This is a genomic window from Streptomyces sp. NPDC015139 (assembly GCF_043079785.1).
Taxonomy (GTDB): domain Bacteria; phylum Actinomycetota; class Actinomycetes; order Streptomycetales; family Streptomycetaceae; genus Streptomyces; species Streptomyces albidocamelliae.
In genome coordinates this window covers 56,572-82,993 of the sequence record NZ_JBIBUW010000008.1, presented here as the reverse complement: position 1 = coordinate 82,993, position 26,422 = coordinate 56,572, and the positions used below count along the sequence as shown (strand labels likewise).

The 26,422-nt window shown below is 72.8% G+C and carries 22 protein-coding genes; 13 read left to right on the top strand and 9 right to left on the bottom strand.

The annotated features are described in order from the left end of the window. The first annotated feature begins 7 nt into the window (after positions 1 to 7). Entirely contained in the window at positions 8 to 1,045 is a 1,038-nt protein-coding gene (locus tag ACF08B_RS22470; protein WP_392318989.1) for a LysR family transcriptional regulator, read from the top strand. A 246-nt stretch (positions 1,046 to 1,291) separates the two neighbouring features. After that, the gene (locus tag ACF08B_RS22465) at positions 1,292 to 3,040 is read left to right on the top strand and encodes a serine/threonine-protein kinase (protein ID WP_392318988.1); all 1,749 of its coding nucleotides are present in this window, start codon (positions 1,292 to 1,294) and stop codon (positions 3,038 to 3,040) included. Between the two features lie 36 nt (positions 3,041 to 3,076). On the opposite strand, the gene ACF08B_RS22460 is transcribed toward ACF08B_RS22465, so the two are convergent. Next, positions 3,077 to 5,920, bottom strand: a complete 2,844-nt coding sequence (locus ACF08B_RS22460; RefSeq protein WP_392318987.1) for a type 2 lanthipeptide synthetase LanM family protein — start codon at positions 5,918 to 5,920, stop codon at positions 3,077 to 3,079. Between the two features lie 68 nt (positions 5,921 to 5,988). Continuing rightward, on the bottom strand, positions 5,989 to 6,189 hold the full coding sequence (locus ACF08B_RS22455) for a DUF6229 family protein (protein ID WP_198960451.1): 201 nt from the start codon (positions 6,187 to 6,189) through the stop codon (positions 5,989 to 5,991). 239 nt (positions 6,190 to 6,428) lie between these two features. Between ACF08B_RS22455 and ACF08B_RS22450 the strand changes: the two genes are divergently transcribed. Continuing rightward, positions 6,429 to 7,067 carry a hypothetical protein gene (locus ACF08B_RS22450; RefSeq protein WP_392318986.1) on the top strand — a complete coding sequence of 213 codons (639 nt, stop codon included), beginning with the start codon at positions 6,429 to 6,431 and terminating at the stop codon, positions 7,065 to 7,067. A 33-nt stretch (positions 7,068 to 7,100) separates the two neighbouring features. Here the strand turns inward: ACF08B_RS22450 and ACF08B_RS22445 are convergent, their stop codons facing one another. Next, entirely contained in the window at positions 7,101 to 8,306 is a 1,206-nt protein-coding gene (locus tag ACF08B_RS22445) for a spore photoproduct lyase family protein (protein WP_392318985.1), read from the bottom strand. A 98-nt stretch (positions 8,307 to 8,404) separates the two neighbouring features. Continuing rightward, the gene (locus ACF08B_RS22440) at positions 8,405 to 9,166 is read right to left on the bottom strand and encodes a TetR/AcrR family transcriptional regulator (RefSeq protein ID WP_392318984.1); all 762 of its coding nucleotides are present in this window, start codon (positions 9,164 to 9,166) and stop codon (positions 8,405 to 8,407) included. A gap of 129 nt (positions 9,167 to 9,295) precedes the next feature. Here ACF08B_RS22440 and ACF08B_RS22435 point away from each other — a divergent pair, with 129 nt between their 5' ends. Continuing rightward, positions 9,296 to 10,519, top strand: coding sequence for a saccharopine dehydrogenase family protein (locus tag ACF08B_RS22435; RefSeq protein WP_392318983.1), 1,224 nt, complete (start codon positions 9,296 to 9,298; stop codon positions 10,517 to 10,519). 296 nt (positions 10,520 to 10,815) lie between these two features. On the opposite strand, the gene ACF08B_RS22430 is transcribed toward ACF08B_RS22435, so the two are convergent. Next, positions 10,816 to 11,316, bottom strand: a complete 501-nt coding sequence (locus ACF08B_RS22430) for a MarR family winged helix-turn-helix transcriptional regulator (RefSeq protein ID WP_392318982.1) — start codon at positions 11,314 to 11,316, stop codon at positions 10,816 to 10,818. A gap of 101 nt (positions 11,317 to 11,417) precedes the next feature. Between ACF08B_RS22430 and ACF08B_RS22425 the strand changes: the two genes are divergently transcribed. Then, entirely contained in the window at positions 11,418 to 12,272 is an 855-nt protein-coding gene (locus ACF08B_RS22425) for an SDR family oxidoreductase (protein ID WP_392318981.1), read from the top strand. 64 nt (positions 12,273 to 12,336) lie between these two features. Here the strand turns inward: ACF08B_RS22425 and ACF08B_RS22420 are convergent, their stop codons facing one another. Then, positions 12,337 to 12,933 (bottom strand): TetR/AcrR family transcriptional regulator, encoded by a 597-nt coding sequence (locus ACF08B_RS22420; protein WP_392318980.1) that lies wholly within the window; start codon positions 12,931 to 12,933, stop codon positions 12,337 to 12,339. A gap of 72 nt (positions 12,934 to 13,005) precedes the next feature. On the opposite strand from ACF08B_RS22420, the gene ACF08B_RS22415 reads away from it, so the two are divergent. Further along, entirely contained in the window at positions 13,006 to 14,622 is a 1,617-nt protein-coding gene (locus ACF08B_RS22415; RefSeq protein ID WP_392318979.1) for an FAD-binding oxidoreductase, read from the top strand. A 44-nt stretch (positions 14,623 to 14,666) separates the two neighbouring features. Here ACF08B_RS22415 and ACF08B_RS22410 read toward each other — a convergent pair whose 3' ends face one another. Beyond that, complete coding sequence (locus tag ACF08B_RS22410; RefSeq protein ID WP_392318978.1) at positions 14,667 to 18,419, bottom strand: family 78 glycoside hydrolase catalytic domain; 3,753 nt, start codon at positions 18,417 to 18,419, stop codon at positions 14,667 to 14,669. 297 nt (positions 18,420 to 18,716) lie between these two features. On the opposite strand from ACF08B_RS22410, the gene ACF08B_RS22405 reads away from it, so the two are divergent. From ACF08B_RS22405 to ACF08B_RS22385, 5 genes are all read left to right on the top strand, one after another. Beyond that, positions 18,717 to 19,520, top strand: coding sequence for a thioesterase family protein (locus ACF08B_RS22405; RefSeq protein WP_392318977.1), 804 nt, complete (start codon positions 18,717 to 18,719; stop codon positions 19,518 to 19,520). 98 nt (positions 19,521 to 19,618) lie between these two features. Continuing rightward, positions 19,619 to 19,861, top strand: a complete 243-nt coding sequence (locus ACF08B_RS22400; protein ID WP_392318976.1) for a hypothetical protein — start codon at positions 19,619 to 19,621, stop codon at positions 19,859 to 19,861. 62 nt (positions 19,862 to 19,923) lie between these two features. Then, entirely contained in the window at positions 19,924 to 20,388 is a 465-nt protein-coding gene (locus ACF08B_RS22395) for an AAA family ATPase (RefSeq protein ID WP_392318975.1), read from the top strand. A 195-nt stretch (positions 20,389 to 20,583) separates the two neighbouring features. Continuing rightward, entirely contained in the window at positions 20,584 to 21,342 is a 759-nt protein-coding gene (locus ACF08B_RS22390) for an IclR family transcriptional regulator (RefSeq protein WP_392318974.1), read from the top strand. A gap of 118 nt (positions 21,343 to 21,460) precedes the next feature. Then, positions 21,461 to 22,618: a PP2C family protein-serine/threonine phosphatase gene (locus tag ACF08B_RS22385; protein WP_392318973.1), complete on the top strand. Its 1,158-nt coding sequence runs from the start codon at positions 21,461 to 21,463 to the stop codon at positions 22,616 to 22,618. Between the two features lie 147 nt (positions 22,619 to 22,765). On the opposite strand, the gene ACF08B_RS22380 is transcribed toward ACF08B_RS22385, so the two are convergent. Then, complete coding sequence (locus ACF08B_RS22380; protein ID WP_392318972.1) at positions 22,766 to 23,191, bottom strand: ATP-binding protein; 426 nt, start codon at positions 23,189 to 23,191, stop codon at positions 22,766 to 22,768. 198 nt (positions 23,192 to 23,389) lie between these two features. Here ACF08B_RS22380 and ACF08B_RS22375 point away from each other — a divergent pair, with 198 nt between their 5' ends. Together ACF08B_RS22375 and glpK are read left to right on the top strand one after the other, a co-directional pair. Continuing rightward, entirely contained in the window at positions 23,390 to 24,157 is a 768-nt protein-coding gene (locus ACF08B_RS22375; RefSeq protein ID WP_392318971.1) for an IclR family transcriptional regulator, read from the top strand. 42 nt (positions 24,158 to 24,199) lie between these two features. Then, positions 24,200 to 25,714, top strand: coding sequence for a glycerol kinase GlpK (gene glpK, locus ACF08B_RS22370; RefSeq protein ID WP_392318970.1), 1,515 nt, complete (start codon positions 24,200 to 24,202; stop codon positions 25,712 to 25,714). Between the two features lie 106 nt (positions 25,715 to 25,820). Here glpK and ACF08B_RS22365 read toward each other — a convergent pair whose 3' ends face one another. Beyond that, entirely contained in the window at positions 25,821 to 26,294 is a 474-nt protein-coding gene (locus tag ACF08B_RS22365) for an SRPBCC family protein (protein WP_392318969.1), read from the bottom strand. Positions 26,295 to 26,422: the final 128 nt, after the last annotated feature.

Below are 26,422 nucleotides of genomic sequence, written 5' to 3'. Positions count from 1 at the left end.
TCCCTCCATGGAGTTGGAGGTGAGGCACCTGCGCGTTCTCTGTGCCATCGCCGACACCGGCAGTCTGCACAAGGCGGCACGGCAACTCGGCCTGGCACAGCCCTCGTTGAGCACGCAGCTGCGACGCATCGAGCATGCGCTGGGCGCCCCGCTCTTCGTGCGCGCCCGGACCGGCTGCCGGCCGACGCCGCTGGGGCTCGCGGTGCTCAGCCGCGCCAGGCCCCTGGTGGCGGAGTTCGCCGCGATCGTCACGGAGACCCGGGCGGCGGCCGCCCGCGCCGCCGGGGGCTTTCAGCTGCGCATCGGCGCCACGGCGAGCCGGGCCATCCCGGGCTGGTTACGTCTGCTGCGGGCCCGGGTCCCACGGATCGAACCCACCCTCCAGATGAACGTCTCCGCCAACTTCCTGCTCGGCATGGTCGCCGCGGGACGGCTCGACATAGCGTTCGTGCACGAGGTCGAGGGCAGTCCGCTGCGCATCCCGCCCGGGCTCAGCCTGCGCGTCCTCGTCGAGCGCGAGCCGCAGTTCGTCACGCTCGCGGCGGACCACCCGGCGGCGGCCCGTCGGCAGGTACCGCTCGCCGACCTGGCCGGCGACCGCTGGATGGTCGATTCCACGGTCGACGGGGAGTGGGACGCCCTGTGCCGGGCACTGCGCGCGGCGGGACTGGAGTCGGAGATGCTGCACGGCGACTACCTCACCGCGTACTCGCTGGCCGCCACCGGCGAGGTGGTCACGGTGAGCCAGCCCACCGCACACCCCCGTCCCGACCTCGCGATCCGCCCCCTGGAGGGCGACCCGATCGGCGTACGCCTCCTGCTCGCGGCCCGTACGGAGGCCGAACTGGACGACGTCTACCAGGAGTTGGAGGAGTCGTACTGGACGGTGGCCCGCGACGCTCCGGCCTACCGGGAGTGGCTGGAACGGGCACGCGTGCCGCTCGTACCGCTCGACCGCGCCGCCGAGCCCCCGCTCGGCCGACGAAGACCGGGCTGTCCGGCGCAGGCGTCCGCGAGGCCGGCGGCTCCCAGCGCCCACTGCTGATCGTCGAGCCGGCGCTCGTCCGGATGGTATGCACGTCCTCCGTCGCCGGGGTCCTCCAGCCGGTCTGCGACGTCTCCGAGTCCTTCGTGCGGTCCTTCGCCGAGGCGCCGCGGCGCCGCGGAACGCGGTGACGGGCACCGACGGACGCGACCGAGCAGCCGGTGACGCGGGCGCCGCAGGGCGACCGTGCGCCGGGCCACGAGGCCCGTGCCCCGGGTGTCGGCGGGGACAACTATGCTCCCGCGCATGAGCGATGCGGGCAGCGACACCAGCGGTAGACGGGTTGTGGACGGGCGCTTCGAGCTGGAGAAACGGCTCGGTGGCGGCGGTATGGGCATGGTCTGGCTGGCCCGCGACCTGATGCTGCACCGGCACGTGGCCGTCAAGGAGGTCCGGCCGGCCGACCCCGACCTCGCGGAGTACGACCCGGAGGCGGCGCGGCAGCTGCGGGAACGGGTCCTGCGGGAGGCCCGCGCCCTGGCCCGGGTGGACCACCCCAACGTGGTGACGATCCACCACATCGTCGACGGCGGCACGGGCGGCTTCCCCTGGATCGTGATGGAGCTCGTCACCGGCGGCTCCCTGGCCGATCGCCTCGCCCGCGGGCCGATGGATCCGAGGGAGGCGGCACTGCTCGGACGGGAGGTGCTGGCGGCCCTGAGCGCGGCGCACGCCGCGGGCATCCAGCACCGTGACGTGAAACCCGCCAACGTGCTCCTGCGACCCGACGGGCGCCCGGTGCTCACCGACTTCGGCATCGCGGCGATCCGCGAGTCCACGGCGCTCACCGCGACCGGATCGGTGATCGGCACACCCGACTACATGGCCCCGGAACGCGTCTCGGGCCACGACGGCGGGCCCGCCTCCGACCTGTGGTCGCTGGGCATGATGCTCTACACCGCAGTGGAAGGCCGGCATCCGCTGCGCAGGGGTTCGACGTTGGCGACCCTCGCGGCCGTCATCAGCGAGGACATCCCGCCGCCGGTCCACGCCGGCGCGCTGACCGACGTCCTGGCCCGGGTCCTCGTCCGCGACCCCGCCGCACGTCCCGGCGCCCAGGAACTGGAGCGGATGCTGGCGGCCGCGGCCCGCGACGCCGGGGCACCGCCGACCTCGTACCAGCTGCGGCCCCCGCCCGTCGTCCCACCGCTCTCCGCTCCGGCGACGGTGACTCCCGGTGTGCCGGGTCCCGGCCACGCCACGGCGGCGGACGGCTTCGGCCCGGCGCCCGTGATGCTCCCGGGGCCGTACGACAGCGCGGGGCACACGGTGGCACCGGGTCCCGCGGACGCGCGGCCCGGGTCGACGACCATGCCCGTACGCCGCGGACGCGGCCGGCGCTGGACGTTGGTGACCGTGCCGGTCGCGGGAGTGGCGCTCGCCGGCACCCTCATGTGGACGCTGCGGCCGCACGGCGGCACCCACGACTCCTCCACCGGGTCGGGGTCCTCGCACTCCGCCGACGCCACCACCGGGGCGGCGACACCGTCCGGATCGGCACGGGTCTCCGCCTCTCCGGCCGGCAACGAGAAGACGGGTGGAAAGAGCCTGCTGACCCCGGACGGCATCCGCACCGCCGTCGAGGCGATCAAGAAGGCGACGGGCCGGGACCGCTTCGGAGGTCTCACGGTGTACCCGGAGTACGTCTCCGCCGACGTGATGGTGAAGGGCAGCGACACCAAGTACGACTCGTACACCTACCGTCCCGGGCAGGGCGTGGAGGAGAGCATCATCCACTCGAAACTGTTCCCCGGCGACGCCGCCATCACCCTCGACGGATTCGACTGGGACGCGGTCCCGGCGCTGATCCGCGAGGCCGGGAGGAAGCTGAACGTCGACCATCCCAAATCGCGCTACCTGGTGCTGGAACTGGCGGACGACGCCTTCGGCACCCCCGACGGCATGGCCGTGTACCTGAGCGACGACTACGGCACCGGCTACCTCCAGGCGGACCGCAAGGGGAAGGTCGTACGGGTGATGCCCGCCGACGACTGAGGGGCGCCAGGGCCGGGCGCCCCGCGCCGGCGCGGATCAGTCGAGGAGCAGGGGATCGGGCAGGGACGCCGACCGGTGCATGCACAGCAGGCTGTGCACGACGCCCGAGAGTCCCGACATCAGGCTCGGGGAGAACGCCTCGCGGGCCAGCCCGCCGACGGGACCGCGCTGTTCCAGACCGGTGAGGATCTCACCGTCCAGGTCGTCGGGGGTGCCGAGGTCGTCGGCGCCGTCACCGCTCATGGACGTGAGGAACCGCCAGAGGCCGAGGTCGCCGTGGCACAGGGTGTGGCTCCAGCCGAAGCCCTCGGCGGCACAGGCACGGGCGGCCCGGCGGGCCATGTCGAGGTGGGCCGGCTCGCCCGTGCGCCGGTGCAGGTCGAGCATGCCGATGCCGATGCCCGCGCTGCCGTGGCACCAGCTGGTGAAGAAGTCCTCCTCGGCACCGTCGCGGATGTCGAGCCAGTTGCCCTCGCCGGGCTGCCACAGGGACTCCTGGAAGTCGAAGGCCCGCTCGGCGATGTGCCGCCAGGCCCGCCGCTCCGCGGGGGTACCGGCCCCGCTGAGCGCGAGCCGGGCCAGCGCCCAGCCGATGCCGGTGGCGCCGTGCGCGAACCCGCCGATGCCCTCGGGGTTCAGCCGGGTCGTCCAGCGGGCGCCGCCGGAGTCGACGGCGGCCAGCCGGATCAGCCGGCGGCCGATGTGCGCGGCGACGGACAGCCAGCGCTCCTGGCCGGTGGCCTCGGCCAGGCCGAGCAGCGGGACGATGCCACCGGCGGCCCCGTTGAGGAGATCCACCTCGACGTCGTCGTCGACGAGGCGCCCTTCGAGCAGTACGGCCCGTTCGGCGGCCCGCGCCAGCGGCCACGGCTCGTCGAGCACCCGGTGCAGCGCCAGCCACGTCCACACCTGCGACGCGGCCCCGCTGAACGCCCCCGCCGACGGAGTGGGTGTCCGGTCCTCGGTGCCGATCAGCACGCGCAGCGCGCCCTCGAAGGTCTCCTCGACGCCCGCCACGTCGTCCGCCCGGCCGGCGCGGACCTCGTGCACGTACTCCGCGAGCGTGAGCGTCACCCCGCCCTGCCCGGTGTAGAGGTCGGCGGGCAGCACCCTGATGGACCAGCCCGCCGGCGTGAAGACCGGGCTGATCCAGGTGACCGTGCCGTCCGCGCCGCGCACCGCCCCGTCGCACAGCCGGCGCACCATCGCCGCGGCCAGCCGCCGCCGGCGCGGCTCCCGGTCACGGGCGTGCGGTCGTTCGGCGGCGGCCCGCACCCGTGCGGGCAGCGAACGCTCGTTGAGGTACGCGCCCACCAGGGCGTCCTGGATCACCGACTCCTCCAGCGCGAAGTCGGCGGTGCGCCAGTCCTCGACGGTGGTCCGTACGACGGTCGCGTCCACGGTGAAGCCGAACATCGGCACGTCACCGGCCAGCAGGTCGGCGATCTCGCCGTCGATGGTCCCGGTGTCCGTCGGCGCGCCCGGCAGCACCTCGGCGTTGCGCCGCAGGATGTCCCGGGCCCGTTCCACGGCCGTGTCCTCGTCGTGCAGCGACGCCGGGTGCCACAGCATCCGGCCGATGTCGACGTAGGCCTGGGTGGGCCGCCGGATCCGCCGCACGCGGGCCCCTTCGAAGCGGTGCAGCAGCCCGAGCGGGTCCACCTCGCCGCGCCGCAGATGGGCGGTCATCTCCTGGAAGCCGTCCAGGATCCGGTCCCAGTACGTGCTCAGCACGGGGGTGGGGCTCGGGTGGTTGCCCGCCGTGGGCATCGCCACCAGGTCCACCTCGAAGCGGGCCGCCGCCGTGCCGCCCTCGGCGATCACCGGGTGGGGGATCAGCGGCTGCTGGCCGGGCAGCGCGCCCACGCCGGAGATGTCCACCCCGCCCAGCGCGAATCCGGTGCCCCGCACGGGCAGCAGTCCGGTGCGCAGCACGGTCCGGCGGATGGCCGCCGCCGCCAGGTCGACCGCGTCCCCGCGGCCGCTGGGCGGGAAGGGGGCGGGGGCGTCGAAGAGCGTCTCGGCGTCCACGATCACCGGCACCGGACCCGCCGCGATCATGTTCTCGGCGTGCATGTCGGTGCCACCGGTGAAGCGGAGCACGGCGAGCCAGTGCCCCATGTTGCGGTAGAAGACGGCGAGTTCCGTGTCGTCCGCGCAGTAGCGGTGCTCCACGAACTCGGCCCATCCGTAGCCCTCGCGCGGGAGGGTGCGGGGCACCCGGATCCGTTCGTTGCGCGGGGGCGCGTCGGGGAAGTCCGCGAACAGCTCCTCCAGCAGCGCGCCGAGGGCGACGTCCACCTCCGACCGGCGTGGCTTGTACATGACCGTTCCGCCGGTGAGGTCGACCCGGCTGACGGTCAGGCCGCCCCCGTGGCTGTCGCCCGCCCCGAAGGTGACGGCCCTCAGGCGGCCCGCGGGTGCGCCGAGCAGCGGCGCGAGCAGGTCGCGGTCGGCGGCGAGGCGTTCGGCGAGGGCGGCCGTGGCCGCCACCGACATCCGGGCGACGACGGCGATACGCCGCCCGAGGCTCGGGTAGCGGCCGGCCAGCTTGTCCAGGTAGCCCTCCGCGCCGGCCTGTTCGATGAACGCGTTCCAGGTGGCGGTGTCCGGCGCTCCGGACCGCCCGCTGTCCGGGACACCCTGAGCCATGCGCAGGGCGTGCAGTTCGACGAGGAACAGCCGGGTGAGCTTCGCGTGCAGCGAGTCGAGCAGTGCGGTGTGCCCGGCCTCCAGCAGGACGTCCCGCTCCTCCCCGTGCAGTGCGGTCACGGCCGCAAGCCGCCGGGCCAGGCCCTCCCGCCACGGGCGCGCGATGCCGCGCACGGGACCGTCGAACCACTCCGCCCGTTCGCCGCCGCCCGGTGCCGATGCGTTCACCCTCCACCCTCCCTGTCTCTTCGGACGGCACGCGCCCCGTCGGACGCGTGCCGGGAAAACACGAGAGGTCAGCAGCACCAGCTGCCGCGCGACCCGCTCGGGCTGGAGCAGAAGCCGTACAGGGAGTCGCTCGGGTCGGTGAGCGCGGCCTCCGCGGCGGTGCCGCCGACGTACAGCGGGCCGGCGGGGTTGAGCTCGCCGTACGCGGTCTCGGCGCCCGACAACCAGGCTTCGAGCACCGCGGCCGTGCGCACACTGTTCTGAGACATGGGTGGCCTCCGAATTCGCGAGTGAGGGCGGTTCGCCCAGCCCGAGTATCGCCGTGTTCGACGGCCCGTCAGCCGATCAATCAAGCCACTGTCGTGCGGTGGTCCAAGGGTTGGCCGGGGCTGCTGGGACGGGGGAGGGGCGTCCGGTGGCACCAGTCCGACTCGCGCGGCGGCCCGGCAGCACCGACGATGAGTCCAAGATCTCCTCGTGCACGTTCCCCACCTGCAAGGAAGACCGCATGCCCTCCCACTGCCGGACCGGCCTCCACAGCGTTCGTCCTCGTTCCCTGGCATCGATCACCTTGACGTGTTGCTGCCTCGCGGCAGCGGGCGTACTCACCGGTTGCGGCAACGGCGGCGGTGGCACCGGCTCCACCGCCAGCGCGACGCCCACCGCCCCGGACACGGCGTCGTTCAGCGGGGCGCCCCCCTCGGCGCTGGCCTCCTCCGCGTCGTCGGCCATCGCCTCCGCCCGGGAGTCGGTCTCGGCGGCCGCCTCCTCGGCGTCGGCTCGCGCCGAGGAGTTCGAGGCCTCGGTGTCGGCCGAGTTCGAGCGCAGGACCCAGGCGGCCCAGAACGCGCTCAAGGGGGTCGAGGGCAGCGGCAACGCGGTGTCCGACGTCGGCATGACCGGCATTCCCAAGGCGCAGACCGGGGGAGTGCTCGCCGTGCTGGTGACCATCACCAACAAGACGAGCCAGAAGGCGTCCTACGCCGTGCAGATCGACTTCGAGGACGCGGACCACCACGTCGTGGAGACCAGGTACACCGGCGCCGAGAACCTCGAACCCGGGAAGAAGGAACAGCCCATCGTCTTCAGCCACCAGCAGTCCGAGCAGAATCTCACCCCTCGACTGGCCAAGGCCCAGCGGTACTGACCGGCCCGTCCGCTCCGCCCTTCGTCGGGGCGGTCAGAAGGCGTAGCGAATGCGAAGCCACGGCGCGTGGGCCGCGACCAGGGCGCGCAGGGTCCGTACGGCCTCCGCTTTGACGCGGTGGTCGTACCGGACGTTCACCGCCCCGTTCTCGGAGCGTTTCGCCTCCTGAAGGCCCGGCTGCCACAGCACCTCCTCGGCGCGTGGATGCCAGCCGAGGTTGACCTCGTGCAGTTCCCGGTTGTGGGTCAGCATGATCACTTCGGCGGCCGCCTGCTGTGTGACCCGGTCCGGCAGGACGTCGTCGAGCTGCCGCAGCACCTGGGCCCACGCCTCCTGCCAGCCGGGGCGCAGGACGACGGGCGAGAGGTTGAAGTGGACCTCGTAGCCCGCGTCCAGGAAATCCGCCGCGGCGGCGATCCGCTCGCCCACCGGTGAGGTGCGCACGTCCAGCAGCCGCGAGTCCTCGGCGGGCATCACCGAGAACCGGATACGCGTCCGGCCCCGCGGGTCCAGCGCCAGCAGGTCGGGGTTGACGTACTTGGTGGCGAAAGAGGCCTTCGCGGTCGGCCACTGGCGGAAGGCGTGCACCAGGTCCGCGGTGTTGTCGCAGATCAGCGCGTCCACGGAGCAGTCGCCGTTCTCCCCCACGTCGTAGACCCAGGCCGTCTCGTCGCACTGGTTGGGCTCCCGCTTGGGGCCCTGGCGTGCGATGTGCCGCCCCAGGTGGGCGATGATCCGGTCGATGTTGGTGAAGACGGTGACGGGGTTCGCGTACCCCTTGCGGCGCGGCACGTAGCAGTAGGCGCAGGCCATCGCGCATCCGTTGGAGGCGCCGGGTGCGATCCAGTCGGCGGACCGTCCGTTCGGCCGTGTGGTCAGCGACTTCCGCTCACCCAGGACGAGGGTCTCGCCCTTCACCCGCACCCAGCGCTCGACGTTGCCCTCGTTGCCGTGCAGCCCCGGGATGCGCCAGTGGGAGTCCACCTCCACGACGTTCGCTGCCGGGAACCGGGCGAGGATCTCGCGGCCGCGCGGGGACGCCGCGGCCGCGGGCTCCGCGTAGATGTGCCGCACCGGCAGCAGACGGCGCGCCGCGGGCGAGTCGCGGAACGGGGGACGGCCCTCCGGCAGGCGCGCCGGGGTCCTGCCGTTCCGGTCGGGCGTGGCGGCACCGGCCAGCGCGTCGAGACCGAACAGGGCGTCGGAGTCGCCGTCCGGTCCGGCGGCGGGATACGGCATCGGCTGCTCCGCTCGGGCTGGGAGGAGGAATGGCCTGAATCAGGTCCAAGTACCCACCGTACGTGAGGCGGCGCGCCGACCCGCGGCGCGCGCCCTGCTCACCTGCCGTCGGCCGGTCCGTCCGGCCGGGCGGACCGGCCACGGGCGGTGCCCGCGGACCGTGCCGGGGCCAGTTGCGCGGCGGCGCTCTCCAGCAGGGTGTCCAGGACGGTCGGGTAGGCGCTGTGCGGCATGCGCGCGGCCAGCAGGGAGGCGGTCGCGGCGATGTGCGGGTAGCTCTCGGCGGGGAGCCGGGCATAGGTGGAGGTCCACATGTCCTCGTCCGCCGCACGGGCCTCCTCCGTCAGGGCGAGCGCTCCGGCGTCGAGGGCCACGAAGGCCAGACTCAGGTCGATGAAGGCGTGGTAGAGCCGGACGGCGGCGGGGTCGGGGAAGCCCGCGGAGCGCAGGATGCCCAGGATCGTCTCGTCGACCGCGATCTCCCGGGGCCGGCCCGTCACCCGGCTCGCGGTCAGGGCGGCGGCGTGCGGGTGGGCGAGGTACGCGGAGTGGATGGCGAGCCCGAGGGCACGCAGGTCCGCGCGCCACGCGCCGGTGGCGGTCCAGCTGTCCAGCGCCCGCCCCATCAGCTCCTCGCCGATGGCCCGGGTCAGGTCGTCCATACCGCCGAAGTAGCGGTACAGGGTGCTCGGGTCCGCGCCGAGCGCGGTGCCCAGCCGGCGCGCGGTCAGGCCGGCGCTGCCGTGTTCGCGCAGCACCCGCAGCGCGGTCCGCACGATCAGCGCCTCGGACAGCACCGTGCCCTGCTGGGTCGGCCGGCGCCTGCGCCGCGCCGCCTCGGACACCACCTGCTTGGCCATGCGGACCACTCCTCCTCGGCGCGCCACGGCGGCGCTCCTTATGCCAACGCAGTTGACTTTACCTTGGGCGGTCCCGTTGCATCGGGGCGTCCCGCAAAGGCGGGTGCCTTACGGAGAAAGGTGTCGGACATGCGAGTACTTCTCGTGGGCGCGGGCGGTGTCGGAACCGCCGTCACCCGGATCGCGGCCCGCCGCGGCTTCCTGACCCACATGGTCGTGGCGGACTACGACCTGAGCCGGGCCGAGGCGGCCGTCGCCGCGCTGAAGGAGCGGGGAGACCGCTTCAGCGCCCGGCGCCTGGACGCCTCGGACGAGGACGGGGTGCGCCGGCTGCTCGCGGAGGAGCGCTGCGACGTCCTGCTCAACGCGACCGACCCGCGATTCGTGATGCCCCTGTTCCGCGCGGCGCTCGCGACGGGCGCGCACTACGTCGACATGGCCATGTCGCTGTCCGCCCCGCACGCCGAGCGCCCGTACGAGGAGTGCGGCGTCAAGCTGGGCGACGACCAATTCGAACTGGCCGGCCGCTGGGCGGAGTCGGGCCGGCTGGCGCTGGTCGGCATGGGGGTGGAACCCGGGCTGTCCGATGTCTTCGCCCGGTACGCCGCCGACGAACTCTTCGACGAGATCGAGGAGATCGGCGTCCGTGACGGGGCCAACCTGACCGTCGAGGGCTATGACTTCGCCCCTTCCTTCAGCATCTGGACCACCATCGAGGAGTGCCTGAACCCGCCGGTGGTCTACGAGAGGGACCGGGGCTGGTTCACCACCGCGCCGTTCAGCGAACCGGAGGTCTTCGACTTCCCCGAGGGCATCGGCCCGGTCGAGTGCGTGAACGTGGAGCACGAGGAGGTGCTGCTCATCCCGCGCTGGGTGGACGCCCGGCGGGTGACGTTCAAGTACGGCCTCGGCGACGACTTCATCGCCAAGCTGAAGACCCTCCACGAGCTGGGCCTGGACTCCACCGCGAAGGTCGGCGTCCCGGGCGGGGGCGGGACCGTGCGGGTCTCCCCGCGGGACGTGGTCGCCGCCTGCCTGCCGGACCCGGCCACCCTGGGCGACCGCATGACCGGCAAGACGTGTGCCGGCACCTGGGTGAAGGGCACGAAGGACGGCGCTCCCCGCGAGGTGTACCTCTACCACGTGGTCGACAACCAGTGGTCGATGGACGAGTACGGCTCCCAGGCCGTGGTCTGGCAGACCGCGGTGAATCCGGTCGTCGCCCTCGAACTCCTCGCCACCGGCGCCTGGTCGGGCAAGGGAGTCCTCGGCCCCGAGGCCCTGCCGCCCCGCCCGTTCCTCGACCTGCTCGCCGAGTACGGCACTCCCTGGGGCCTGCGCGAGCAGGGCTGAGGTCCGGCTCCGCGGTCCACGCCGCCACCGGAGGGGTGAGGGCGAGGGCGCAGGGACGACGAAGCCGCCCGCCGGGTATGCCCCGGGCGGGCGGCTGCTGCCGTAGCCGTTCAGAGATCGAGGTCGGCGGCGGCTGAGGTGTCCTGGGCCGCTGGACGACACCGGCAGGAAGCCGGCGACGGGATTCGAACCCGCGTTTCCCGCTGTGCAGGCGAAGTAGCCGCTGCCTGCGCACCTGAACGAGCACCACCCTAGGGCGCGGCCGCCCCGCGGGGCACCTCATTTGTCGGCGCGGTTCACCGGCGCCGCTCGGCGGGCCCGGTCACCGGGTCCTGTGCCAGCCGCTCCTTGTCCGCCTTGAGTTTGCGCCACACCGTGCCGAGCGCCTCCAGGTCGTGCTCGTCGAGGAGATCGGTGAACACCGGCGCCAGGACCTCACGGCGGGTGGCGTCGGCCCGCTCGAAGAGGCCGTGGCCCTCGTCGGTCAGCGAGATCTCGACCGACCGTGCGTCACGCGCGGACGGGGTGCGGCTGACGAGGCCGCGGGCCTGGAGGGCGTCGACCACCCGCGAGACCTGGCTGCGGCTGAGCATGGTGCTGTTGCCGAGGACGGACGCGGGCACCGGATCGGGGCTGGAGGCCAGCCAGAGCATGACCTCGAACCAGGACACCGGGAGGTCGTGCGCCTTGGTGAGGGCCCGGTCGACGCGTTCGGTCATCACGGTGCCGGCCCAGACGAGCCCGTAGAAGGCGTAGTCGGCGGCGGGCATCTCGGCCTGGGGCAGCTTCTTCGGCATGCGTCGCAGTATAGGCGGGGTTGCGTGTGCACACACATAAGGCTATGTTGTGTGTGCACGCACATAAACGAGCGTGCTTCCGATCGCTCGAAAGGCCCCCCATGTCCGCCACCCCCCGCACCGACCGCACCGTCCTCATCACCGGTACCTCCTCCGGTATCGGCCTGGCCGCCGCCGTGGCCGCCGCCCGGGCGGGCTGGCGCACGGTCGCCACCCTCCGCGACACCACCCGCGCCGACGCGCTGCGCAAGGCCGCCGCCGAAGCGGGCGTGGAGCTCGACATCCGCCGCCTCGACGTCACCGACGAGACCTCGGTCGCCGCCGCGATCGACGGTGTGATCGCCGACTACGGCCGCCTGGACGCCGTCGTCAACAACGCGGGCGCCGGCCACCTGGGCACCCTGGAGAACGACTCCCTCGCGGACGTCCGCAAGGTGATGGAGGTCAACTTCTTCGGTGTGCTCAGCGTCTCCAAGGCCGCGCTGCCGCACCTGCGCGCCGTCGGCGGCCGCCTGATCACCGTCACCAGCGTCGGCGGTGTCGTCGGCCAGCCGTTCAACGAGGCCTACTGCGCAGCCAAGTTCGCCGTCGAGGGCTACATGGAGAGCCTGGCCCCCGTCGCCGGGACGCTCGGTGTGAGCGTGTCCGTCGTGGAACCCGGCGCCGTGGCGACCGAGTTCGTGAACAACATCGGCGTCGACCTCGAAGCCGGTATCGACGCCGGCGCGTACACCGACGCGCTGCGCCACTACATCGACCGCACCGTGGAGCAGTTCCTGGACGGCACCGCGCAGACCCCGGCCGGTGCGGCGGAGGCGGTCATGGAGGCCCTCGACGCCGAGCGGCCCGCCTTCCGGATCCAGACCACCGACTGGGCCCGTGCCTTCGTCGGCACCAAGCTGGCCGACGTCGACGGCTCCGCGGTGCAGGCCCTCACGGGTTCCTGGGTCGGCTGACCGGTCGCGCACTCGCCCGACCGGGCCCGGTCGCGGCGCCGGTTCCGGCGCCGGGACGCGCGGGTCAGCCGGCGCCCAGCGAGGTGAGCAGGCGGGCGCAGCGGGCCGTCATCTCGGCCGCGCTCTGGTCCGGGTGGTCGGACCACCAGCGCATCACCGCCGCCACCGTGTACTGCCAGACGTGGTCGAGGAGCTGGTGGTCGAGCGGATCGTCGTGCCCGGCGTGGCTGAGGAGGCCCGCCGCGCCGGCCGCACCCATGGCCGCGAGGCGCCCGCGGTAGAACTGCACGGCGTCGCGCGTCTCACCGGCCGGCGGCAGGGCCGGGTCGTAGAGCACCGCCCAGGCGTACCGGCAGTCCTCGACCGCGGTGAAGATCGCGGACAGCGTGTCCAGCGCGTGCTGCGCCGATCCGCTGCGCGTCCCGGCGGCGGCCACGGCGTCCACCAGCAGGCCGCCCACCCGGTGGACGCAGGCGAGGTACAGGCCGTCCTTGGAGTCGAAGTAGCTGTACACCAGCGGCTTGGAGATCCCCGCGCGCAGCGCGACGGCCGCGACGGACACCCCCGTGTAGCCCTTGCTGCCGAACTCCTCCAGCGCCACGTCGACGATCTGTCGCTCCCGGTCGGCGCGGGAGACGCCCTTCGTTCCGGCCTTGCCCATGGGCCCGATCCTACCCCACGATATGACCGCACAGTAATTTACCCATGGGTCAATTGGCGGGAGTGGTGTGTCATGACGCGGTCGTGGTGGGGCTGGGGCAAGGTCGAGGACGCGGTGAAGGGCGCCGAACTCGAGGCGCTGCTCGAACGGGCGCGCATGCTGATGCCGGGGGAACTGACGGATCACGAGCCACCGGACATCGCCTCGCTCGGCCTGCCCGAGCCCCGGGTGACCCCGCCCGCCTCCCTGGCCGGCCTGTGCTCCGCCGACCCGCGCGACCGGGCGGCCCACGCGCACGGCAAGGCGTTCCGGGACGTGGTGCGCAACCTCCAGGGCGACCTGCGCCATGTGCCGGACCTCGTGGCACGGCCGCGCGACGAGCGCGACGTGGTCGACCTCCTCGACTGGTGCACGCGCGAGGGCATCGCCGTGATCCCGTTCGGCGGGGGCAGTTCGGTGGTCGGCGGGGTCGAGCCGCGCTTCGACGGCCGCCCCGGCGTGGTCACCGTGGACCTGGAACGACTGGACCAGGTGGTGGAGATCGACCGGACGAGCCGGGCCGCCCGTATCCAGGCAGGCGTGTTCGGCCCGCGGCTGGAGGACCAGCTGCGCCCCCACGGGCTGACCCTGCGGCACTTCCCGCAGTCCTTCGAGTTCTCCACGCTCGGCGGTTGGCTCGCCACGCGCGCCGGCGGGCACTACGCGACGCTGTACACGCACATCGACGACCTGGTCGAGTCGATGCGCGTGGTCACGCCGAGCGGGGTCAGCGCGTCGCGGCGGCTGCCCGGCTCCGGCGCGGGACCGTCACCGGACCGCCTCTTCCTCGGTAGCGAGGGCACGCTGGGCGTCATCACCGAGGCGTGGATGCGGGTGCAGCGACGCCCTCGGTGGCGCGCCAGGGCGTCGGTCCGGTTCGGCGAGTACGCGGCGGCGGTGGCCGCCACCCGGGCGATCGCGCAGAGCGGGCTGAACCCGGCGAACTGCCGCCTCCTCGACGCGGCCGAGGCCCTGCTCAACGCGGGCGCGGACGTCGGCGGCGGGCTGCTCGTCCTCGCCTTCGAGTCGGCGGACCACCCGGTCCACGCCCGACTGGAGCGGGCCCTGGAACTCTGCCGTGACCACGGCGGTCTGCCGTCGGGCGTCACCTCGGGCGAGGTGCCCGGCCACGCCGGGGGAGAGCCGGACGGCCCCTCCGGCGCCGGGTCCGCGGCGGAGAACTGGCGCTCGTCGTTCCTGCGCATGCCCTACCAGCGCGACGCGATGGCCCGTCACGCGGTGATCGCCGAGACGTTCGAGACGGCGTGCACGTGGGACAGGTTCGACGCACTTCACCGGGCGGTCACCGAGGCGGCCCGGCAGGCCATGTACGAGGTCACCGGCACCGGCGTGGTCACCTGCCGGTTCACCCACGTCTATCCGGACGGACCGGCGCCGTACTTCGGCGTGTACGCCCCCGGCCGCTGGGGGAGCATGGTGAGCCAGTGGGACCACATCAAGGCGGCGGTGTCCGAGGCGATCGAGACGCACGGCGGCACGATCACCCACCACCACGCGGTCGGCCGCGACCACCGCCCCTGGTACGACCGCCAGCGCCCCGGCCCCTTCGCCGCGGCACTGACGGCCACCAAGACCGCCCTCGACCCGGCCGGCGTCCTCAATCCCGGTGTGCTGCTGCCGACCCCGTGAGCCGGCCGTGGGAAGCGCGCCGTGCCGGTCCGGTGCCGGTCCGGTCAGACCGGTGCGGTGAAGGTGTAGCTGCCCGCGGGCACGTGATAGGTCGCCGAACCCGTCGGGACGGCCTGGGCGGGGGCTGTGACCGACTGCGGTCGGGACGTGGGGACCGTGACCGCGGCGAAGGTGTTGGCCGGCACCGTCACCCGCAGGGTGAGCTGGGTGCCGGTCACCGACCAGGTGCTCGCCGCGGTGCCGAAGGGCGTGTCGTAGGTGCAGTCGGCGGAGGTGAGCCCCCCGCCCGGCCGTGGAGCGATGCGCAGGGAGGCGTAGCCGGGGCTCGCGGGGCCGAGTCCGCCGACGTACCGGTAGAGGAAGTCACCGACCGAGCCCAGGCCGTAGTGGTTGAACGAGTTCATGCCCGGATCGTTGAAGGAGCCGTCGGCACGGATGCCGTCCCAGCGCTCCCAGATCGTGGTGGCACCGTGGTCGATCATGTAGCCCCAGCCGGGAAAGCCGCGTTGCAGCAGGATGCGGTACGCGGTGTCGGCGTGCCCGTGGTCGGCCAGCACGGGCAGCAGGTTCTCGACGCCGAGGAAGCCCACGCTGAGGTGCCCGCCGCTCGCGGTGACCTTGGCGGCCAGCTTGTCCGCGGCCGGCTGGACCAGGGACGCCGGGAGCAGTTCGAAGGCCAGGGCCAGCACATAGCCGGTCTGGGTGTTGCCGCGCACCGTGCCGTCGCCGGAGACGAAACGGGCACTGAAGGCGGCCGCCACCTGGTCGGCGAGCCGCCCGTACGACGTGGCCTCGGCCTTGCGGCCGGTGGCGGCGGCCATGTGCGCGACCAGCCGGGCCGACCGGGCGAAGAAGGCCGTGCAGATGAGGTCCTGGGCGGTGTTGTCGTTGACGTTGAGCCAGTCGCCGTAGGTCTGCTGATTGCGTATCAGGTCACTGCCGGCGGTGCCGCGCAGGTAGTCCACCCACTTCGCCATGGCCGGGAAGTGCCGGTCGACGACGGTGAGGTCGCCGAAGCGCTGCCACAGCGTGTAGGGGATGATCGTGCCCGCGTCGCCCCAGCCGGCGGTGCCCGAACCGTTGATCACCGCGGGAGCGACATCGGTGAAGGCGCCGTTGGACTGCTGGGCGTCCACCAGGTCGTCCGCGAACTTGGCGAGGAAGGTGTGGGTGTCCAGGTTGAACGTGGACGTCGCGCAGAACGCGGCGATGTCGCCCGTCCAGCCCAGACGTTCGTCCCGCTGGGGGCAGTCGGTCGGGATGGAGAGCATGTTGCTGCGCTCGCCCCACACGATGTTGTGCTGGAGCCGGTCGAGCAGGGGCTCGGAGGTCTGGAACGAGCCCGGCTGTCCCGCGTCCGTCCACACCGCGCGACCGGTGACGGTCGACTCGTCGGGTGTGAACCCCTCGGGCAGGCCGGTGAGTTCGACGTACCGGTAGCCGTGGACCGTGAACCGGGGCTCGTACGTCTCCACGTCCCCGGTGCCGGCGAGGGTGAACCGGTCGGTGGCCTGGGCGGCGCGCAGGTTGGCCGTGTAGAGCGTGCCGTCGTGGTCGAGCACCTCGCCGTGCCGGACGGTGACCGTCGTACCGGCGGCCCCGCGGACCGAAATGCGGTTCCAGCCCGTGAAGTTCTGCCCCAGGTCGAAGATCCACACCCCGGTCTTCGGCTGGGTGACCGACACGGTACGGAACTCGTGCTGCACGGTGACCCCGTTGTCCACCTGGGCGACCAGGTGGGGCGCGGCCCCGTCCCGTACCGTCGCGGGGGCCCAGCCGCTGTCGTCGAAGTCGGCCGCGTCCCAGCCGTCGACGTGCAGACGGGCGTCGTAGGACTCGCCCTGGTACAGATCGTCCGCGGTGATGGCCCCGGTCGTCGTCCTCCAGCTGCCGTCGGTCGTCACCCACTGGGTGGTGCCGTCGGTGAAGGTGAGGAGCAACTGCGCCGAGTACCAGGGCTGTGTGCCGTACCGCTGGCTGCCGGCGAAGCCCAGGCTGCCGGAGTACCAGCCGTTGCCCAGCCAGGCGCCGAGCGCGTTCCTCCCCTGGCGGATCCGCTCGGTGACGTCGAAGACCCGGTACTGCACACGCTTGGTGTAGTCGGTCCAGCCGGGGGCGAGCACGTCGTCGCCCACCCTCGCACCGTTGAGCCGGGTCTCGTGCAGCCCGAGCGCCGTCGCCAGCAGCCGCGCGGACGCCACCGGTCTGCGCACGGTGAAGGTTCCCCGCAGGAGCGGCGCGGGCCGCACGACACGCACGTTCGACCCCCACGGCCCACCGCCGTAGGACGCGACCACCCGTACGGCCGGCCAGCTCCGGTCGTCGTATCCCGTGCCCTCCCAGCCGGACGGCGCGTCCTGGTACGACTTCCACGAGCCGTCCGTCACCACGGTGGGACCGCCGGTCACCGTCAGCTTGGCGATCAGACCGGCAGGGGACTGGCTCGAGTTCCGGCTCGCGATCGCGATCGTGTTGGCGCCACTGGTGAGTTGGGCGGTGACATCGACGAGTGCGGCGCTCCTCCACGAGTCGGTCACGCGTGTCGATGCGCTCACCAGCACTCCGTTGACCCAGACGTCCGCCGTGTCGTCACCGGTCACGATCAGCGTGGCGCCGGCCGGCGGGCCCGTCACCGTGAAGGTGCGCCGGAAGTACCGGGTCTCGACGGGGCGCCCCGCCCCGGGGTCACCCTCCGGGTACCAGATCCACGCGGCTCCCGACAGGTCCGGTCCCGGAGGCCGGCCGATGAACGCGGCCCGCCACTCGTCACCGGCCGCCGGCAGCCCGGTCTCGAACCACTGGCGGTCGCTCCAGGCGCTCGCCCGGCCCCGGGTGTCCCACACGCGTACCCGCCAGAAGTAGCGGGTCAGGCCCGCGAGGTGCCCACCCGCGTAGGCGAGGTCGACCTGCCGGTCGGACGCGACACGGCCGCTGTCCCACACGTCGCCCGTGCCGTCGGCCGTCGACGAGACCTGGATCTGGTACGCCGCCTGCCGCTGCTGCGGTGCCGTCGAGTCGAGTTGCCAGCCGAACCGCGGCTGCGCGGCGTCGACGCCGAGCGGACGCGTGCGGTGCTCCACGGTGCGGGCGGCCACGCTCAGCGGTGACGCGCCCGAGAGGTCGGGAGCGGCCACGGCGGAGTACCAGGGGGCGATGCCGTAGGCGCCCAGGTCCCGGGCGGCGGACCAGCCGTCGTCGCCGGAGCCGGGCTGCTCCCACCCCTCGGTCACCGTCCTGGCGGCCGACCAGCGGGCGTCGGTGACGACGTCGGCCGTGCCGCCGGCGGTCTGGACCCGCACCCGCCCGATGACGCCGGCCGGCCCGCCTTGATTCCGGCATGCCAGCGCGAGGGTGTTGGTACCGGCCGTCACGGCGGGACGCAGGTCCACGTACAGGGAGTTCCGCCAGGAGTCGGCCACTCGGGGGGAGGCGGCCAGCGGCTTTCCGTTGAGCCACACATCGACCGTGTCGTCCCCCGTGACGACGAGCTGGGCGTCGGTCACCTCGCCCTCGGCGACGGTGAACCGGGTGCGGAAGTAGCGATGCCCGGTGGGAGCGTCGCTGCGCGGATCCCCTTCCGGGTACCAGATCCAGCGAGCGGGGGACAGGGCGACGGGTTCGGCGTCCGACGGGTCCGCGGCCGCCTGGGCGCGACCCGAGAGCGCGCCGAAGGCTCCGGCGGTGAGGGCACCCACGGCCAGTGCCGATCCCGTGCCGAGGAAGTGGCGCCGGCTGAGCGGCTGTCGGTCCTTCGGGGCGGACGCGTCCGGTGCGGGGGGTGTGGGCTGACCGGCCAACGGAGTACTCCTTCACTCGGGCGGGGCGGAGCTGAGTGGGGCCACGAGAGGCATTGAAACGTTTCAAAACGGCGATGCGGTCGCAAACTAGGGGAGTTGTCGGTGGTCCGTCAAGGTGGGCGACCGTAGCTTTCCAGCCGGTTCCTGGCGACTGCGGGCGGGGCGGACGCGGGTGACGGCGGAAGTGCGGTCCGGGCGCACCGGCGTGGGTGACCGCGTCGCCGCTTCCCCTGCCGCGATGAGCAAGCGCTTAGTAATATGGGCGACGGATGATCCACGCGACAGGGAGGAACCGCCATGACGCCGGTGCCGGAGGCCGAGGCCTTCTACGTACGGGAAGCCGCCGACCGGTTTTCTCCCACCGCTTGCACGCGGGGTCCCTGGGACGCGGACTCCCAGCACGCGGGTCCCCCGGCCGCCCTGCTCGCCCTGGCCGTCGACGAACGGCCGGGCGCCCGGCCGGACATGCGGATCACCAGGCTCACCTACGAGATCACGCGCCCGGTCCCGATCCGTCCGCTGACCGTGACCACGCGGGTCCTGCGTGCCGGGCGCAGCGTCGAACTCGTCGAGGCCGCGGTCGCACCCGACGGCGGCCCGGAGGTGATGCGGGCGACGGCCCTGCTGATGAAGAGCGTGCCGGGCTCGGTGCCGGAGGTGTCGCCGGGCCGCCGGGTGCCCGGGCCCGAAGCCGCGCCCGCGAAGGCGTTCTTCCCCGTTCCGTGGGACCAGGGCTACCACACGGCCATGGAGGTGCGTTTCGCCGCCGGGTCGTTCCTGGAGGCGGGCCCGGCCACGGCCTGGATGCGCATGCGGGTCCCGTTGGTCGCGGGCGAGGAGATCAAGCCCCTCAGCCGGGTGCTCACCGCTGCCGACTCGGGCAACGGCGTCAGCGCCGCGCTCGACTTCCACCGCTATGTCTTCGTCAACGCCGACCTCACCGTCGGCCTGCACCGCCACCCCGAGGGTGAGTGGGTCTGCCTGGACGCACGGACGATGGTGGACGGCGCGGGCATCGGCCTCGCCGAATCGGCGCTGCACGACGAGAAGGGCCCGCTCGGCCGCAGCACCCAGAGTCTGTACGTGGCCGCCCGCGGCTGAGGCGGCCGGGTGGGCCGGTCCGGCCCGCCCGGAAGGGTGCCGCCCGGGCGGTGGCTTCGACGGGCGGCGGGCCACGCCGGACGCGTAGGCTCGGGTACGTGGCAGACATCCCCGATGAGCTGATCGCGTTGGAGTGCACCGCCGAGGCGGCGCGCGCTCGTCTGGCGGGCCTGACCGGTGACGAGTACGAGGCGCAGGTGCGTCGCTGGCGCGCCGCGCAGGACGCCGTACAGGCGGCGATCGGCGCGCACGCCGAGGCCACGGGCGCCGGCCGGACGGACGTGGAGCGTGAGGTGCAGCGGGCGGTGCGGTGCGCGCAGGAGGATCCGGCCGTCGAGTAGCCGGGGGCGGCGGCCCGGCTCTTCCGCGGGCGGCCGGGGCCGGAAGGGGAGGGCTGGGCGCGGTGGCTGAACTGGTGGTGTTCGTCGGCCTGCAGGCGTCGGGGAAGTCCACCTTCTACGAGCGGTGCCTTCGCGACGGGCACGTGCGGGTCGGCAAGGACGCCTTCCCGCGATCGGCCCGGCACAAGCAGAAGCGGCAGATGCGGCTCGTGACGGAGGCGCTCGCGGCAGGGCGGTCCGTGGTGGTCGACAACACCAACCCCTCACCGGAGGAGTGGGACCCGTTGCTGGCCGCTGCCCGCGCCCACGGCGCCTCGGTCAGCGCCTACTGGTTCCCGCCCGACCTCGCGGGCTCGCTGCGCCGCAACGCCGCGCGCACCGGACGCGCCCGGGTGCCCGACATCGGCGTCCACGCCACGCTACGACGCCTGCGCCGGCCCACGCCGGCCGACGGCTTCGACGCGGTGTACGACGTCCGGTTCGACGGACGGGGAGGCTTCCAGGTACATGCGCCGGAGGAGCCCTGAGGCTCCCGGCCGGCGGCCGGGAGCCTCCGTTGTCGGCACAGAGGCGCCGCCGCGGACAGGGAGAGGCTGTCGGCGCCGGTCGACGGGGGCGTCCCCGCGCGTCGGCCGGAACGAGGCTCCCCGTGTCCGGCGGCGACGCACCCGAGGCGATCGGCGTGTCTTGCCAGTGCGCGGTGCCCGGCGCAGGCTGGTGTCATGGGCGGTCAGGACGGCCCCACGCTCATCAGTTCCGTACAGCGCGCCTTTCGCCTGCTGGAAGCGGTGAGCGCGCACGAGAACGGTGCGCCGGCCAAGCAGCTGGCGCGCGAGACGGGGCTGCCCCTGGCCACCGCGTACCACCTGCTGCGCACGCTGGTCCACGACGGATACGTGCGCAAACTCGCTGACGGCGGCTTCGTCCTGGGCGACAAACTGCAGGCCCTGCACGTCGCGGGACGCGATCAGGCGCTGCTCAGCCGCGTCCGCCCCGCCCTCGCCGCGTTGCGCGACGAACTGGCGACCGCGACCTACCTCACGTTCTACGAGGAGGGCGAGATCAGGGTCGCCGAGATCGTCGACGGCCCCCGGGCGCCCCGCGTCGACCTCTGGGTGGGGTTCGAGGACGCCGGGCACGCCACCGCCCTCGGCAAGTCCGTGCTCCGCGAGCTGGACGAGGAGTCCCGCCGGGACTATCTGTCCAGGCACCACCTCCCCGACCTCACCCCGCGGACGATCACCAGCCTCCCGGAACTGCTCCGCAGGATCGAGGAGTCCCCCCTGGCCCCGGCCGTCACCGACCTGGAGGAGTACGCACTCGGTACGGTGTGCGTCGCCGTACCCGTGTACTGCGGGGACACGCTCGGCTCGCTCGGCGTCTCGCTGCCCGTGGAGCAGCACTCCCGGCTGCCGGAGATCCGGTCCCGTCTGCTCCCCACCGCGGACCGCGTCACCAGGAGCCTCTCGCTCACTATCTGAAATCCCGCTCCTTGTGAGCACCTCACCCGAACCCGTTTGCTTGAGTACACGGACATTTCGGGAACACCTCTCGCATTCCGGGAGGTGTCCGTCGTACAGGTGAGGATCGCGCGGACCCATGAGCCACACCCGAGACCATGGTCACGGCCACCGCCCCGGGTGGCCGTTCGGCAACGAGGTGGGCAGGTCCGGTTCCTGGCTGCGAGGGCGGGCCGCCCCGCAGCTCGCCGCCGGCCTGCCGTTGCTGCCGGTGCTGGTCGTGGTCGGCATCGCGATCGTGGACGCCGTCGGCGGCGCCGGGATGATCTTCCTCCCGGTGCTGGTCGTCGGGCCCGCGCTGGCGGCCGCCACGAACGGGCCGCGCGGTGTCCTCCTCGTCGGCCTGCTCGCCGCCGCCCTGGGCGTCGCGCTCGGCAGTGACGGCCTTCCCGGCCGCGAACTGTCGGCACTGCTCGTGGCCCTGTTGGCCGTCACCCTGGCCAGCTGCCTGGCCAGCGCGCTGCGGCGGCGCCGGGAACGTGTGCTCGCCGCCGTCCGCTCGGTGGCGGAGGCCGCCCAGCAGGCCCTGCTGGCGCCCGTCCCGGAGACCGTGGGTCCCTTCCAGGTGGCGGTCCGCTACAGCGCCGCGGCGGCGGAGGCGCGCATCGGCGGTGATCTCTACGCCCTGGTGCCCACGCCGTACGGGGTCCGGCTGATCGTCGGCGACGTGCGGGGCAAGGGGCTGCCGGCCGTGGGCACCGCGGCGCTCGTGCTCGGTGTCTTCCGCGAGGCCGCCTACGACGAACCCGACCTCCTCGCCGTCGTCGGCAGGATCGAGCGGAGCCTCGCGCGCAACCTCGGCACCGACGACTTCGTCACCGCGGTGGTCGCCGGTTACCCGCGCCCCGGCGAACTGGAAGTGGTCAACTGTGGACACGGACCCCCGCTGCGGGTATCCCCCTCCGGCGAGGTCGACGCGGTGCACCCCACCCATCCCGCTCCGCCGCTCGGGCTGCGCGCCCTGTCCGGCGAGGCGCCGCGCCTCCAGCGCCTGTCCCTGGCCGACGGGGACCAGCTGCTGCTGTACACCGACGGGGTCACCGAGGCCCGCGACCACGCCCGCGAGTTCTATCCGCTCGCCGACGGCCTGGCCCGGCACGTCTCCGACGATCCGGCCCGCACCCTCACCGGGCTGCACAACGAGCTGCTGGCGCACGTGGGCGGCCGCCTCCACGACGACGCGGCTCTGCTTCTGCTGCGCAAGGAGCCCGTGCCGCAAGCGGCAGCCTGCGCCTGACCGGCACCCTGCGCGTGACCGGCACCCTGCGCGTGACCGGCACCCTGTGCGTGACCGGCCGGGAAGGCCGAGCCGAGGCAGGGCAGCCGGCATGAAGAAGCCGGCCGGGCCCTGGGGATCGTAGGGCCCGGCCGGCTGGTTCGGGGGTCAGTGTGTGACGAGGTCCGCCCATCGGCTGAAGCCTCCCGCGTGGGCGCGTATCCCGTGCCGCGCGGCGAGCGCGTGCACGATCTCCTCACCGCGCCCGTGCTCGTCCGGGTCGAGGCCCAGTCCGGGCTGGCCCGCCGGGAGGGCGGGCCCCGCGTCGGTGACCTCGACACGCAGCGTGCCGGAACCGTCGAGCCGGACCCACGACAGCCGCAGTGCGGCCGGGGGTACGGCGTGGATCAGCGCGTTGGTGACCAGTTCCGACACCACGAGGAGCGAGTCCTCGACGATCTCGGGGGACACGTTCCATTCGGCGAGGACCGCGCCCACGCGTCGGCGAACGGCCGAGACGGCCCCGGCGACGTGCGGCAGCGGACAGACATGCTCGCATGCCTCCCGAACCAGCGTATCCAGCTGTATCGCCATGTTGTCTCCTGGGTGATCACCGCCCCGGTGAGGGGGCGCCGGGCCGAGGCAGGATGCCGACCTGTATGCACGCTAGGAAGTGGAACGCCGGCGGTCAATGAACGATGGTCGGCATTACCGAACACCGCATTTCGGAAGTAACGAAACCGCCGTCATCCACGACCGGCGAACCCCTCCCGGCAGTAATAGGCTCGCTTCATGGCCGGACCGGTCCAGTCGATCGAACGGGCGGCGGCGATCCTGCGTCTGCTCGCCGGGGGACCGCGCCGCCTCGGGCTCGGTGAGGTCGCGGCGTCCCTCGGTCTGGCGAAGGGCACGGCCTACGGCATCCTGCGCACCCTGCAGCACGTGGACTTCGTCGAGCGGGACGCGGCGACCGGGAAGTACCAGCTCGGAGCCGCCCTCCTGCACCTCGGCACCAGCTACCTGGACGTCAACGAGCTCAGGTCCCGCTCGATCAACTGGGCCGACGCCCTGGCCGCCCGCAGCGGGGAGGCCGTACGCCTGGGCACCCCGCTGGAGGGCGAGGTCCTCGTCATCCACCACGTCTTCCGGCCGGACGACACCCTCCAGACCCTGGACGTGGGCTCACTGCTGCCGATGCACGCCTCGTCGCTCGGCAAAGTACTGCTGGCCTACGGGACCACGTCCGTGGAGCCGGCCAAGGACGTGGAGCTGGAGGCGTACACGCGGCACACCCTGGTCCTGCCGGAGCAGCTCGGCCGGGCCCTGACGGAGGTCCGGGAAGTCGGATGGGCCGCCGAGATCCAGGAAATGAGCATGGGGGAGGCGGGGCTCGCCGCGCCGATCCGCGGGCACGGCGGCCTCGTCGTCGGCGCCATCGGCCTGTCCGGCCCGGTGGAGAGGATCTGCGACAGCCAGGGTCACCCCCGGTCGAGTCTGATCACCCTGCTCCGTGAGGCCGCACGGGCGATCTCCAGAGAGCTGGGCGCCGCCCGCTGGTAGGCCCGGCCCGCTCGTCCCCGACCGCCAGGAGGCAGACCGATCATGGTGGAACGGTACGTAATGTCCATCGATCAGGGCACCAATTCCACCCGATGCATTCTCTTCGACCACCGCGGGCGGCTGGTGTCGGTCGCCCAGCACGAACACCAGCAGCACTTCCCCCGGCCGGGCTGGGTCGAGCACGACGCCGTCGAGATCTGGCACAACCTGCAACGCGTGGTCCCCGAAGCGCTGTCCGTCGTGGGTGTCGAGGCGGACCGCATCGCCGCCGTCGGACTCGCCAACCAGCGGGAGACCGCCGTGGTCTGGGACCGGCGGACGGGCGCCCCGATCGGCAGGGCGATCGTCTGGCAGGACACCCGCACCGCGTCCCTGGTGGACGAGCTCCGGCGGGACCCCGGCGACGAGTACTTCATGGAACGTTGCAGCCTGGTGCCCTCCACCTACTTCTCGGCGCTACGGCTGCGCTGGCTGTTCGACAACGTCAAAGGGCTGCTGGAGCGCGCACGGGACGGCGAGGTGCTGTTCGGGACGATGGAGAGCTGGCTGATCTGGAACCTCACCGGAGGTCCCGACGGCGGACTGCACATCACCGACGCCACCAACGCCAGTCGCACCATGCTGATGAACATCCGCACCCTCACCTGGGACGACGAACTGCTGGCGCTCTTCGGCGTGCCCCGTCCGATGCTGCCCGAGATCAGACCGTCGGCCGAGATCTACGGCGAGGCACGCTCGCTGCTCCCGGGCGTCCTCATCACCGCGGCCCTCGGCGACCAGCAGGCCGCCCTCTTCGGCCAGACCTGCTTCTCCCCGGGCGAGGCCAAGTGCACGTACGGAACGGGCAGCTTCCTGCTGCTCAACACCGGCACGGAACTCATCCGGTCCCGGCACGGACTCCTCACGACCGTCGCGTACAAGATCGGGGACCAGGCGCCGGTCTACGCCCTGGAGGGATCGATCGCCGTGACCGGCTCCCTCGTCCAGTGGTTCCGCGACCGCCTCGGCCTGATCAGCAGCGCGCCCGAGATCGAGACCCTCGCCCGGACCGTCGACGACAACGGCGGCTGCTACATCGTGCCCGCCTTCTCCGGCCTGTTCGCACCCCGCTGGCGCAGCGACGCGCGAGGCGTCATCGTCGGCCTCACCTCGTACATCACCAAGGGCCATCTGGCCCGAGCCGTCCTGGAGGCCACGGGCTGGCAGACCCGTGAGGTCGTCGACGCCATGAACGCGGACTCCTCGGTCGCGCTGAAGCAGCTCAAGGTCGACGGCGGGATGACGGCGGACAACCTGCTCATGCAGTTCGTCGCCGACGTGCTCGACGTCCCCGTGGTCCGTCCGATGGTCGCCGAGACTGTCTCCCTCGGCGCCGCCTACGCCGCGGGCCTCGCCGCCGGCTACTGGCCGGACCTCGAAGTACTGCGCCGCAACTGGCACCGGGCCGCGCAATGGCTGCCCGCGATGGAACCCGGCCGGCGGGAGTACGAGTACGAGAACTGGCAACGAGCCGTGGAACGGTCCCTGGACTGGGTGAGACAGCCACGAACCCCGTGACGCGTCCCCACGGCCGGGCTCTCCTGCACCCGCCTGCGGACGTACGACCGCCCCGGCGACCACCTGGACCGCCGGGGCGACCGTGCACCCGTGATGCTCGGAGCGGTCAGTGAGGACCCGCGTCTCCGGGCTGGATCCGGCCACGCCAGGCACCGGACTCCGCCCCGCGCTCCTCGATGTACCGCTTGAACCGCTTCATGTCTCCCTTGACGCGCCGGTCGATCGTGCCGAGCATGTCCGCGGCCTTCTCCGCCGCCCCGCCGGACTGCACCTCCATCACCAGCTCCACCCTGGTGTGGTTGTCGTCCAGCCGCTCGAAGTGGACCATGCCCCGCTGGCTGGTGTCCCCGCTGGTGGTGCGCCAGGTGATGCGTTCGTCGGGAAGCTGATCGACGATCTCGGTGTCGAACTCCCGCCGTATTCCGCCGATCTTCGTGGTCCAGTGGTTGTGCCGGTCGTCGAGCTGCCTTACCTCCTCGACGCCTTCCATGAACTGCGGGAACTGCTCGAACTGCGTCCACTGGTTGTAGGCCGTGTGGACCGGGACGTCGACGTCCACCGCTTCTTTGACCGTGCTCATCTGTGTGCCTCCGTTGTCGCCGGGCGACTGTGGAAGGCCCGCCGGTGCCGACGGACCCGCGCGACGGGTACCCCGCCGGCCGAGGGTGACGACCGTGGTCCGAGATCCGCTCCCGTCACTCGTGCCGT